The sequence below is a fragment of the Aeromicrobium panaciterrae genome (genome assembly GCF_039537165.1).
GTDB classification, from domain to species: domain Bacteria; phylum Actinomycetota; class Actinomycetes; order Propionibacteriales; family Nocardioidaceae; genus Aeromicrobium; species Aeromicrobium panaciterrae.
The window spans coordinates 3,313,907-3,325,332 of record NZ_BAAAZZ010000002.1 but is presented as its reverse complement, the minus strand read 5'-3'; the positions used below and the strand labels follow the sequence as shown (position 1 = coordinate 3,325,332).

General features: G+C 68.7%; 13 protein-coding genes. 9 read left to right on the top strand and 4 right to left on the bottom strand.

Translation table 11 applies throughout. The annotated features are described in order from the left end of the window. Window positions 1–36 precede the first annotated feature (36 nt). Complete coding sequence (locus ABD683_RS17315; protein ID WP_340385235.1) at window positions 37–336, top strand: DUF4193 domain-containing protein; 300 nt, start codon at window positions 37–39, stop codon at window positions 334–336. Here ABD683_RS17315 and ABD683_RS17310 read toward each other — a convergent pair. Next, window positions 311–760, bottom strand: coding sequence for a DUF4235 domain-containing protein (locus tag ABD683_RS17310; RefSeq protein WP_344771316.1), 450 nt, complete (start codon window positions 758–760; stop codon window positions 311–313). The genes ABD683_RS17315 and ABD683_RS17310 overlap by 26 nt on opposite strands. Then, entirely contained in the window at window positions 735–1,220 is a 486-nt protein-coding gene (locus ABD683_RS17305; protein WP_344771315.1) for a DUF3093 domain-containing protein, read from the bottom strand. Before ABD683_RS17305 ends, ABD683_RS17310 begins: the two co-directional genes overlap by 26 nt. A 110-nt stretch (window positions 1,221–1,330) precedes the next feature. Here ABD683_RS17305 and dut point away from each other — a divergent pair, with 110 nt between their 5' ends. The 4 genes from dut to ABD683_RS17285 all read left to right on the top strand — a co-directional run bounded on the left by dut (window position 1,331) and on the right by ABD683_RS17285 (window position 3,550). Beyond that, entirely contained in the window at window positions 1,331–1,798 is a 468-nt protein-coding gene (dut, locus tag ABD683_RS17300; protein WP_344771314.1) for a dUTP diphosphatase, read from the top strand. After that, complete coding sequence (locus ABD683_RS17295; RefSeq protein ID WP_344771313.1) at window positions 1,798–2,424, top strand: DUF3710 domain-containing protein; 627 nt, start codon at window positions 1,798–1,800, stop codon at window positions 2,422–2,424. The genes dut and ABD683_RS17295 overlap by 1 nt, the downstream gene beginning before the upstream one ends. A 125-nt stretch (window positions 2,425–2,549) precedes the next feature. Next, window positions 2,550–2,900, top strand: a complete 351-nt coding sequence (locus ABD683_RS17290; RefSeq protein ID WP_344771312.1) for an OB-fold nucleic acid binding domain-containing protein — start codon at window positions 2,550–2,552, stop codon at window positions 2,898–2,900. A gap of 8 nt (window positions 2,901–2,908) precedes the next feature. Continuing rightward, window positions 2,909–3,550, top strand: a complete 642-nt coding sequence (locus tag ABD683_RS17285) for a DUF3159 domain-containing protein (RefSeq protein ID WP_344771311.1) — start codon at window positions 2,909–2,911, stop codon at window positions 3,548–3,550. Here ABD683_RS17285 and ABD683_RS17280 read toward each other — a convergent pair. Both ABD683_RS17280 and ABD683_RS17275 read right to left on the bottom strand, forming a co-directional pair. Continuing rightward, window positions 3,547–4,209 (bottom strand): potassium channel family protein, encoded by a 663-nt coding sequence (locus ABD683_RS17280; protein WP_344771310.1) that lies wholly within the window; start codon window positions 4,207–4,209, stop codon window positions 3,547–3,549. The genes ABD683_RS17285 and ABD683_RS17280 overlap by 4 nt on opposite strands. Then, entirely contained in the window at window positions 4,209–4,871 is a 663-nt protein-coding gene (locus ABD683_RS17275) for a potassium channel family protein (RefSeq protein WP_344771309.1), read from the bottom strand. Before ABD683_RS17275 ends, ABD683_RS17280 begins: the two co-directional genes overlap by 1 nt. Window positions 4,872–4,987: 116 nt before the next feature. Between ABD683_RS17275 and ABD683_RS17270 the strand changes: the two genes are divergently transcribed. Genes ABD683_RS17270 through ABD683_RS17255 form a run of 4 tightly spaced genes read left to right on the top strand, consistent with a single transcriptional unit; the run spans window position 4,988 to window position 11,403 of the window. Continuing rightward, a complete protein-coding gene (locus ABD683_RS17270) occupies window positions 4,988–6,997 on the top strand; it encodes an APC family permease (protein WP_344771308.1) in 2,010 nt (669 codons plus the stop codon). Further along, on the top strand, window positions 6,997–8,196 hold the full coding sequence (locus tag ABD683_RS17265; protein ID WP_344771307.1) for a class I SAM-dependent RNA methyltransferase: 1,200 nt from the start codon (window positions 6,997–6,999) through the stop codon (window positions 8,194–8,196). The genes ABD683_RS17270 and ABD683_RS17265 overlap by 1 nt, the downstream gene beginning before the upstream one ends. Before the next feature lie 9 nt (window positions 8,197–8,205). Continuing rightward, the gene (locus ABD683_RS17260) at window positions 8,206–10,707 is read left to right on the top strand and encodes an SCO7613 C-terminal domain-containing membrane protein (RefSeq protein WP_344771306.1); all 2,502 of its coding nucleotides are present in this window, start codon (window positions 8,206–8,208) and stop codon (window positions 10,705–10,707) included. A gap of 9 nt (window positions 10,708–10,716) precedes the next feature. Continuing rightward, window positions 10,717–11,403 (top strand): hypothetical protein, encoded by a 687-nt coding sequence (locus ABD683_RS17255; protein WP_344771305.1) that lies wholly within the window; start codon window positions 10,717–10,719, stop codon window positions 11,401–11,403. Window positions 11,404–11,426 lie beyond the last annotated feature (23 nt).

Sequence of the window (11,426 nt, the reverse complement as noted above, 5' to 3'; positions counted from 1 at the left end):
AATCGCGCCGGTTGTTACGGACAAGATGGAGAGTTGATGGCTACCGATTACGACGCCCCGCGCAAGACCGAGGAAGAGCAGTCCGAGGACAGCATCGAGGAGCTCAAGGCGCGTCGCCACGAGAAGAACTCCGGCAAGGTCGACGAGGACGAGACCGAGGCGGCGGAGTCATTCGAGCTGCCCGGAGCCGACCTGTCGCACGAAGAGCTGGCCGTCCAGGTGGTCCCCAAGCAGGTCGACGAGTTCACCTGCTCGTCCTGCTTCCTGGTGCACCATCGCAGTCAGCTTGCGTCGGAGAAGAAGGGCGTGTTCATCTGCCGCGACTGCGCAGACTGAACCTTCGTACGTTGTGTGGAGCCGGTTCCGTGGGGACCGGCTCCTTTGCATTGTCGGTGACCTCTGGTGCGGGGGACGTCGCGAGCGGCTTCATGCCGGGCGGCAGGCTGCCGGTCGACCGAACCCAGTAGGTCGCGGTCCCACGGCGTACGGCGACCTTGACCAGCTCGATCGTCGCCCCGCCGATGACCGCCCAGGCGACGGCTTCCTTGGTGCTGACGTCGGGGTGTCGGCCGTTGACGGGAGGCTTCTTGCCGGTGACGAGCTTCCAGGTCAATGCGGAGATGCGGCCGGCAAGCGCGCCTGCGGCGATCGACGCGCCTCTGTCCATGAGGCGCCAGGCGCCCTTGCCGGGTGCGGACGCCTTGGCGGGCGCCGCCTCCTCGAGCAGCCGCTTTTCAGCCTTCTTGGACTTCTTCGACATGGGGCACCTCCTTGGTAGGACCAGTGTGTCCCAGCGCGGCGGCCAGCGCCTCCGGGTGCCGGCTGGCGATCAGCCAGTAGGGGGTCGGGTCGCTGTCGTCGTCGACCCGGACCAGCACTCCGCGGTCGAGGTAGGGACGGGTGACGAGGTGGGCGCGGGCATCGGCACCGACGCCCAGGCGGTTGCGGTAGTCGGCACGGTGCAGCACCTCGACCTCGCCGAGGTGCGCGGCGTCGAGCACCGCGGCGCCGGCCCGCAGGAGTGCCGGGTCGACGGCGACGAGGAGCGACCCGTAGCGCCAGACGCCGTACAGGCAGAACACGGCGACGATCGCGGTCGTCGCGATGGCGATCGGCCACGTCGTCGCGACCAGCAGGATCCAGCCCCACACGACGGCGAACGCTGCCGCAGTCAGCCACCAGGAGATGGGGGCGGTGAGTCGCTCGCGGTATGTCGTCACGCTCCCAGCCTGCCTCATGAGGTCGACCGCCGCCGCGGGTAGGGTCGGCGTCATGACCGAATGGAGCTGGGGGTCCGCCCGCGTGCCATGTGAGCAGGGGGCGGAACGGCATGACTGAGGTCAGTGTCACGCGCCTCGATGCGGGAGTTCCGCTGCCGCAGTATGCGCATCCCGGTGACGCGGGCGCCGACCTGGTGACGACGGTCGACCTGACCCTCGCGCCGGGCGAGCGCGCGCTCGTACCCACCGGGATCGCGATCGCTCTCCCCGAGGGGTTCGCCGCGTTCGTCCACCCACGATCGGGACTTGCCCTGCGCCACGGGCTCTCGATCGTCAACACGCCCGGGACGATCGACGCGGGCTACCGCGGCGAGATCAAGGTCCTCCTGGTCAACCACGACCTGCGCGAGCCGATCCACCTCTCGCGCGGTGACCGAATCGCCCAGCTCGTGATCCAGCGGGTCGAGATCGTCACGTTCGCCGAGGTCGACGAGCTTTCGGGCTCCGCGCGCGGTGCGGGGGGCTACGGTTCAACAGGTGGCCATGCGGCCGCCGCCACCCGATCCGAGAGCAGCTGATGGCCCGCTTCCGCAAGAAGGACGCCCAACCCCAGATCGACGACCAGCCGATCGAGGAGACCGGCGGCCGCGAGCACGGTCCGTGGGACTCGACCGAGAAGTCCGTGGTGGACGATCCGACGTACGTCGACCTCGGCTCCCTGATCGTGCGCGGCCACGACGACTACGCGCTCCAGCTGCCGGCTGACAACGACGATGGCGAGATCGGCTCAGTCCTCATGGTGGCCGAGAACGGAGCGCTCGAGCTGCGGGCGTTCGCCGCGACGCGGTCAGGCGGCCTGTGGGACGAGGTACGCAGCGACATCGTCGCCGAGGTCGAGCGCCTCGGCGGTGAGGCCATCGAGGACGAGGGCCCGCACGGGCCTGAGCTCAAGGTCACGGTGCCCGCGACGACGCCCGATGGCGAGACCGGAGTGCAGCCGAGCCGCATCATGGGCATCGAGGGACCCCGCTGGCTGCTGCGCGCGACGCTGCTCGGCGAGGCGGCGCTGGTTCCCGAGGACCACATCCTCATGGATGCGCTCAACGACGTCATCGTCGTGCGAGGTGAGGGCCCGAAGATGCTCCGCGAACCACTGCTGCTGCGGGTCCCACCGAATGCGGTCCCCGCACCACCCGAGGGCTAGACCGCACCAGACCAGCCCGCGCGCCACCCGGACGCGCATGGCTTCGGACCTCGGTCTTGGTGGCCGAGCGCGGGCACGCCCGGATCGGCTGCGCGGATTGACCTGGCACGGCCTAGAATTGAGCTATGGGACGCATCAGCAAGACGCTCGAGAAGCTCTCGAGCGAGCACCAGGAGTCCAGCGAGCTCAAGCTGGACGCCGCGAAGGCCGGCTGCAAGCTCATCGTGAGCCAGCCCGACCGCGCGATCTGCACGCTGCACGGCGTGCTGCGTTCCGTCACGCTCCGACCGGTTGACGGCGTCACGGCCCTCGAGGCTGAGCTGTACGACGGTTCCGACAGCGTCACGCTGATCTGGCTCGGCCGCCGCAAGATCGAGGGCATCGCCGCCGGCCGCCAGCTCAAGGCCTACGGCCGCATCGGCACCCGCAACGGGACACGTGTGATCTACAACCCGCGCTACGAACTCGAGGCATGAGCCACGGCATGACAGCGTCTGCAGGCACTGTCGAGCAGCTCGTCCGCGCCAGGCTTGCGATCGTGCTCGGCGGGCGTCGGGGGGTTGCCGAGAGCGCCGCGCCGATCGCGCTGTTCACGCTGTGCTGGATCACGACGCACGACCTCAAGGTCTCGCTCGGCGCCAGCATCGTTGCCGCTGTGGCGCTCCTGCTCGTACGCGTGGTGCAGCGGTCCAGCGTGCAGTTCGTCGTCAATGCCCTGTTCGGCATCGGCATCGCCGCGGTGTTCGCGGCACGCTCGGGTGAGGCGCGCGACGTGTTCCTGCCCGGCATCCTGCTCAACGGCGGCTACGCCGCGGCGATGATCTTCTCGATCGTGATCGGCTGGCCCGTCGTCGGGTTCATGATCGGCAGCCTCGTCGGCGACCCCACCGAGTGGCACCGGGACAAGCCGCTGGTCAAGCTCTGCTCACAGCTGACCTGGGTCCTTGCGCTCCCGTGTCTCATCAGGGTCGCGGTCCAATACCCGCTGTACGTCACCGACCACGTCGCCCTGCTGGGCACCGCCAAGCTCGCGCTGGGGTGGCCGCTGCAGCTGGCGTCGTTTGCCGCGATGGCGTGGCTGCTCGGACGCAACCGCACGCCGGCCGACCCTGAGACGGTCCTCTAGTTCTTGGGTGAGAGCATCTCGCCGAGCCTGTCCTCGGCATCCTCGGGCGTGACGAACAGCAGCTCGTCGCCGGCCTCGAGCGAACGATCGCTGTCGGGCGTCTGGATCGAGTTGTCGCGCAGGATCGCGACCAGGACGACGTCCTCGGGCCACGGCACCTCGCTGACCCGTTTGCCGACGAACGGGGAGTTCTCCGGCATCGTGAGCTCGACCAGGTTGGCGTTGCTCTGGCGGAACGTGAAGAGGCGTACGAGGTCACCGACAGCGACGGCCTCCTCGACGAGTGCGGCCATCAGGCGCGGCGTCGAGACGGAGACGTCGACGCCCCACGACTCGCTGAACAGCCACTCGTTGCTGGGATGGTTGACGCGTCCGACGGTGCGCGGCACCGCGAACTCGGTCTTGGCCAGCAGCGAGATGACGAGGTTGGCCTTGTCGTCACCTGTCGACGAGATCACGACGTCGGCCGACTCGAGCTGCGCCTCGGCCAGCGATGACAGCTCGCACGCATCGGCCAGCAGCCACTGGGCCTGCGGAACGATGTCTGAGCGGATCGACGACGGGGACTTGTCGATCAGCAGCACGGTGTGACCGTTGTCGATCAGCTCCTGAGCGACGGATCGGCCCACGGCCCCTGCTCCGGCGATCACGACGCGCATCAGTCGGCCTCCGGTCCCGCGTCGAGGGCGGCGTGGGCCTTCTCTGCGCAGTCCTCGCGCATGAACAGGCTGAGGTAGTCGCCCTCCTGGATCACGGTGTCGGCTGAGGCGATCAGCCCCGAGCCCAGGCGCGTGAGGTAGGCGACGCGCACCCCGGCAGCGGCTTCCAGCTGGTCGATGCGGTGTCCGATCCAGCCGAACGGTGCATAGACCGTGTCGAGCCGGACCTCGCCGGACTGGTCTCGCCACGCGGGCTCCGAACCCGCCGGCACGAGTCGGCGAAGGACTTGATCCGCAGCCCAGGGGACCGTGGCCACGGTGGGTACGCCGAGGCGTTCGTAGACCTCGGCGCGTCCCGGGTCGTAGATGCGGGCGACGACGGTCTCGACCTTGAACTGCTCGCGGGCAACCCGCGCGGAGATGATGTTGGAGTTGTCGCCGCTGGACACCGCGGCGAAGCCGTCGGCGCGCTCGATCCCGGCTTGCTTGAGCACCTCGCGGTCGAAGCCGAGTCCGGTGACGGTCAGGCCGCTGAACCCCGGGCCGAGGCGCCGGAACGCATCCGGGTTGGAGTCGATCACGGCCGTGGTGTGGCCGCGCTCCTCGAGGCTGTGGGTGAGAGTCGAGCCGACGCGGCCGCAACCCATGATCACGATGTGCACGCAGGCGACGCTACACCGCGCCGAGTGTGCCCGTGCACCAGATGTGACGCACACCGTCGGGCCGGTTGGGGCGTTGGCGCAGCAATGACCGCCGCGCAGGTCTAGCATCGTCACACGTGGGCATCATCGAGGCGACCAAACGTGCACTAGTCGGTCGCAAGCTCCGGAGCACTCAGCTTGGCGAGACGCTCCTGCCGAAGCGCATTGCGCTTCCGGTGTTCGCCAGCGACGCGTTGTCCTCAGTCGCGTATGCGCCCGACGAGATCTTCCTGACCCTGTCGCTCGGCGGCTTGTCGGCGTACGCGTTCAACTGGAAGATCGGCGTCGCCGTGACGCTCGTCCTGCTGACGGTTGTCGCGTCCTACCGGCAGAACGTCCACGCCTATCCGAGTGGTGGCGGTGACTACGAGGTCGCGACGGTCAATCTCGGACCCACGGCCGGTCTCACGGTAGGCAGTGCGCTGCTCGTCGACTACGTCCTCACGGTTGCGGTGTCGATCTCGTCCGGCGTGCAGAACGCGAGCTCGGCGCTGCCGTGGCTGGATGGACATGAGGCGACCGCTGCTTCGGTCCTCGTCGTGATCCTGATGGCGATGAACCTGCGCGGCACCAAGGAGTCGGGCAAGGCGTTCGCCGTGCCGACGTACCTCTTCATGGCGGCGATCCTGATGATGGGCGCGTGGGGATACTGGCGCTACCTCTTCGGTGATCTTCCTGAGGTGCCGAGTGCCGGTTTCACGATCGCCTCCGAGGGACAGTTCGAAGAGGGCTTCACCGGGTTCGCGATGGTGTTCCTGCTGGCGCGTGCGTTCTCGTCCGGCTGTGCGGCGCTCACCGGTGTGGAGGCGATCAGCAACGGAGTGCCCGCCTTCAAGAAGCCCAAGAGCAAGAATGCGGCAACGACGCTGCTCCTCCTCGGCACGCTCGCCGTCGCCATGCTGATGAGCATCATCGTGCTCGCCGACCTGATGAAGCTGCGTTATGTCGAGGACCCTGCACGTCAGCTGCTCAAGAACGGTGTGCCGGTCGGCTCGTCGTACGAGCAGGACACCGTGATCGGTCAGCTCGCCAAGACGCTCTACAGCGACTTCACACCGCTGTTCTACTTCACGATCGCGTGCACCGGCATCATCTTGATCCTCGCGGCCAACACGGCGTTCAACGGCTTCCCGGTGCTGGGCTCGATCCTGGCCCGCGACGGGTTTCTGCCGCGACAGCTCGACACCCGCGGAGACCGGCTCACGTTCAGCAACGGCATCATCCTGCTCGCCGTGGCCGCGATCGTGCTGATCCAGGCGTTCGACGCCGAGGTCACCAAGCTGATCCAGCTCTACATCGTCGGCGTGTTCGTGTCGTTCAACCTGAGCCAGCTCGGCATGATCAAGCACTGGACGAGACACCTCAAGACCGAGAAGGACCCGGCCGTCCGCGCCCGCATGGTGCGCTCGCGCATCGTCAACTCGATCGGCCTCGGCATGACCGCGACGGTCCTGGTCATCGTGCTGATCACGAAGTTCCTCGCCGGTGCCTGGATCGCGATCGTCGCGATGGTCCTCGTGTTCATGCTGATGCGCGGGATCGGCCGCCACTACGCGCGGGTGTCGACCGAGCTCGCGATCGACGACTCCGACGTCGGGCTGCCGTCCCGGGTGCACGCGATCGTGCTGGTCAGCAAGCTGCACAAGCCGACGATGCGGGCGCTGGCGTACGCACGGGTGTCGCGTCCCAACACGATCGAGGCGCTCACGGTCGAGTTCGACCCCGTGCAGACCGAACAGCTGATGAAGCGATGGGACGAGCTCGAGATCCCGGTGCCGCTCAAGGTGGTCAACTCGCCGTACCGGGAGCTGGTCAGGCCGGTCCTGCGGTACGTCAAGGAGGTCCGCAAGGCGAGCCCGCGCGACGTCATCACGGTCTACATCCCCGAGTACGTCGTCGGTCGCTGGTGGGAGCAGCTGCTCCACAACCAGACCGCGCTGCGGCTCAAGGGCCGCCTCCTGTTCATGCCGGGCGTCATGGTCACCAGCGTCCCCTACCAGCTCGACTCCGCTGGTCTGGCCAAGAGCCGCTTCGGCAGGGAACGACCGGCACCGGGTGACGTGCGCCGCGGCTTCCGGGACCGCTGATGCAGGACGTCGTGGTCGACGTCGGGCCGATCGCCCACGGCGGGCACTGTGTGGCGCGGGTCGACGGGCAGGTCGTGTTCGTCCGGCACACGTTGCCGGGCGAGCGCGTGCGGATCGAGATCACCGAGTCCAACAAGAAGTTCCTGCGCGCCGACGCCGTCGAGGTCATCGAGTCGGCACCGGGTCGGGTCGCGCCACCATGCGCGTACGCCGGGCAGTGCGGGGGCTGCGACTTCCAGCACGTCGACCCGGCGGTGCAGCGTGCGCTGCTCGGTGATGTCGTGCGTGAGCAGCTCCAGCGCCTCGCCGGGATCGAGTGGTCCGGTGAGGTGGAAGCCGTCGAGCCGGACGAGCTCGGCTGGCGTACGCGGGTGACGTTTGCCGTCGACGCGATGGGCCATGCCGGCCTGCGCCGTCACCGCTCGCACCGGGTGGTTCCCGTCGACCGCTGCGTCATCGCGCACCCCGACCTCCCGCAGGTGCTCGGCCACGAGTGGGACGCCGAGTCCGTGGAGGCGATCGTGTCGTCGACGGGGGAGAAGCTTCTCGTCACCGACGCGAGCATCTCCGACGCCGTCGAGTCAGCCGTCGATGGTGTCGTCGCGGTCGACGGGACGACACGCGGAGGCACGGGCGTCCTCACCGAGCGCGTACGGGACAAGGACTTCCGCGTCTCCGGCTCGGGGTTCTGGCAGGTGCACCCGGCGGCGGCAAACACCCTCGTCGACGCGGTCCTCGACGGCGCGCGTGTCCAGCCCGGGGACGTGGTCGCCGACCTGTACGCCGGCGTGGGGCTGTTCACGGCATTCCTCGCCGATGCCGTGGGGGAGAGCGGCACCGTCTTCAGCGTCGAGGCCGACCAGGTCGCCGCCAAGGACGCTCGCCGCAACCTCCACGACGCGCCGCAGGTCCGGTTGGTGGGTGCCACGACCGAACGGGCCCTCCGCGATGGCCTGGTCGGCGAGCAGGTCGACGTCGTCGTGCTCGACCCACCGCGTACCGGCGCCAAGAAGGTGGTGCCCGCGATTGCAGGACTCTCGCCACGCCGAGTCGTGTATGTCGCCTGCGACCCGGCCGCGTTGGCACGCGACCTCGCCAGCTTTGCTGCTCTGGGCTATCGGCTCGACGGGCTCCGGGCGTTCGCGCTGTTCCCCATGACACATCACGTCGAGTGCGTGGCGGTTCTCCTTCGGGACTGAGCACCTGACGTGCCACAGTGGGCCATGCGCTTCGCCGATCCGTCCGTGTGCCCGAGCTGCGCCGCCCCGATCAACGGGATGGTTGCGTGTGCCACGTGTGGCTTCAGCCTGACGTCGCAGCCTGCACGTGAGCTCTGGCAGACGTTGCTCCAGGCCGACGCGCTGCTCGAGAAGGCGCGCTCGGTGGGCGCGGCCCCGGCGACCGCAGCCCCAGCGACCGCAGTTCCTGCGCCTCCCACCTCGGCGCCGCTGCCATCAGCGCCGCCGAGGCTTGATCGGCCGGTCAGTCGCACGTGGTCGACGGGATCGATCCTGCTGGCCCTCGGGGCGCTGTTCATCCTCATCGCCGGGTTCATCTTCATCACGGTGTCGTGGGGGTCCCTCGGGGTGACCGGACGGGCGCTGGTGCTGCTGGCCTTCACGGCCGTCGTCGGAGTGCTGGCGGCCTACATCAGCCGGCGTGGCCTGCGTGGATCGGCCGAGGCGCTGTGGTCCGTCTTCCTCGGCCTCGTGACGGTCGACTGGTTCGCGGCGTGGGGTCAGGGCTTGTTCGGCCTCGACTCGTTGCCATTCGTCGCAGTGGCAACCGCCTGGTCGGTGGTCATGTTCGCTGCTGGTTTGGCGATCATCCGGTGGGCCAGGACCCGCCTCGACGGCGGCGAGGGTCTGCTGGCGCCGATGATCGTGGCGGGTGTCGCGCCATGGTTCGGTGCCGTGGTGCTCGGCGTACAGCTGTATGACTCCGAGGACTGGAGTCCGTTCTGGGCTGGCGTCGTCGCCACGGCGTTCGTGGTGGCGCTGCTGCTCGTCTCACTGCGACTCACGCAGCACGTGACCTCGATCCTGCTGGCCGCGGCAGGAGCGTTCGGAGTCGTGTTGCTGATCGGTGCGGCACTCGCGGAGGCGTTCGACAACCCGAGCCTCCACGACCTGACGGCCGAGCGCCATGGTCTGCCGCTGCTGGTCGTTGTCCTGGCAGCTGTGGGTACGGGACTCCTCGAGCGCCGTGGCGTCGTGGGTGCGTCTGCTGTGGCAGTCCTGGGTGCTGCAACGCTGATCGCACTCCCGGTGGAGACGGCACACGTGGATCGGGGCGGTCTGATCGTGGTCGCCGGCCTCGTGGTCCTGGGAGCCTTCGTCCTGCGCCGTACGGACAGCTGGTCACGGGGCGCGCGGATCGCGACAGCAATCCTCGCCGGCGGACTCACGCTCGCAGCCCTTCCGTGGCTGGGGTCGCTCGGCTCGTTCGTCGAGAGATCTTTCCAGGACTCCCGCGGCGACCACCCGTTCTGGTCGCGCCCGGCTGCCATCGACGACGGCTCCGGGCCGTGGTGGCTTGCCACTGTCGTGTTCGCCGCGCTCGCCGTTGGCACGGTCCTCGCCCGATGGTGGCCGGAGCTGAAGGCTGCTCGTACGTGGTTGGTCCCGGCCTCGACGGTGGTCGCGGGCGCGGGTGTCGTCGTCGCCCTGGCAGCGGGCGAAGCGGCGTTCACTGTGGTCGCCCTGGCCACGATCGCGGTCGGTCTCGTGCTGTCGGAAGTGCCGCCACGGTCCAACCTCGCGTGGAGCCTGGTGGGCCCCGTCGTCGTGGCTCTCGCTCCGATCCTGCCGCCGCCTTCGAGGTCCGCAACGCTCGCCGTCTGGTGTGTCGCTGCTGTGGTGCTTGCCACCGTTGGCGTCCGGTCCACCGACGCGATGCGTCGCGAAGCGGTCGCGTTCGCCGCCACGGGCTGGGGACTCGGCGCCGCCGGGATCGGCACGGATCTCGCCGACCAGGCACCTCGACTCGTGGCTCTCTCGCTCGTCGTCGCTGCCGCGATCGGCCTTGCTGTCGCCTCGTCCCTGTTTCGTGCCGTGGCCGGCCGTCGAGGCGTCGAGGCGGGCACCGTTCTCGTCGCGGTCGTCGGCATCACCATCGCCAGCTCCGGTGACGTGTCCCTCGGGTGGCAGGCCGCGATCTGGACAGTTCTCGGTGCGAGCGTCTCGCTGGTCTCGCTGTTCACGCCCGACCGCCCTCACCTGAGATGGGTCGGGTTCGCGGCGCTCGGGCTCGCGTACGTGCTGCGCCTCGTTGCAAGCGACGTCGAGACGGTCGAGGCCTACACCCTGCCCTTCGGCATCGTGCTGATCGGTGCTGGTCTGTGGTGGATGCGTGGTCGACCAGAGGTCTCGTCGGTCCGGGCGCTCGGCTCGGGGCTCCTCCTCACACTCCTGCCCAGCCTTCCCGCAGCACTCGACGAGCCCACCAGCCTGCGTGCACTGCTCCTGGGCATCGGCGCGTTCGTTGCCGTGGGAGGGGGAGTGGCCAAGAGGTGGAACGCGCCGTTCGTCGCGGGCGCGGCGATCCTCCTGCTGCTGGCGATCGCCAACGTCGGACCTCTCGCGCTCGGTCTGCCGCGCTGGGTCCTGATCGCGTCCGCAGGAGCGATCTTCATCGGCGCCGGCGTGACCTGGGAGAACCGCGTACGAGATGGCCGCGCCGTCACGTCCTACGTCACCTCGATGCGGTAGGACAGTCACATGGGCGAGTTCCGTACGACTCGGCAGCTACGACGTGACGCGCTCCTGCAGGATGCGCTCCTGTTCTGCCTGGCGTTCACCGCCGGCGCCGTCCTGTATGTCGCGGGTCGGGGCATTCATGTGCTGACATCGACCACCACGGGAGACTTCTGGTCGATCAGCCTCTCCGACGACATGCTGTTGAGTGGCCTCATCGCCGGGGAGCTGTTCCTGATCTGGAACAATGGGCTCCGCCAGGGCGTGCGTGGCCACAGCATCGGCAAGCACCGCGTGGGGCTCAAGGTCGTCGACGTCGGTGACGATTCACCGACCGGTCGCTGGCGCGGCCTGCTACGTGGCGTGGTCATGGCGGCACTGCTCGACCTCGCGGTCGCCGCGATACCGATCGGGCTCCCAACATCGCTGCGGCGCCTGACCCCCGAGAGCTGGCACGTCGGGGGAGCGGCCTACCTCGCCCTGCTCGTGCTGCTCGTCCCGCTCCTGCTCCCGACGGGTCGAGGGTTCGCCGACTGGCTCGCTCGTACCAAGGTCGTCCGCGCCGAAGGGGCGGATGCCGTCACGACCACGGGCCGACGGCGTGCGCTGGTGGTGCTCGACATCGTGGGGGTCGCGGGCGTGCTGGGCGTGGCGCTGCTCTACATCGCGTTCTTCTCGCCGCTGCTGCTCCAGTTCCCCCACGTGTTCTAAGACGTCTTGATATCATGTATCTT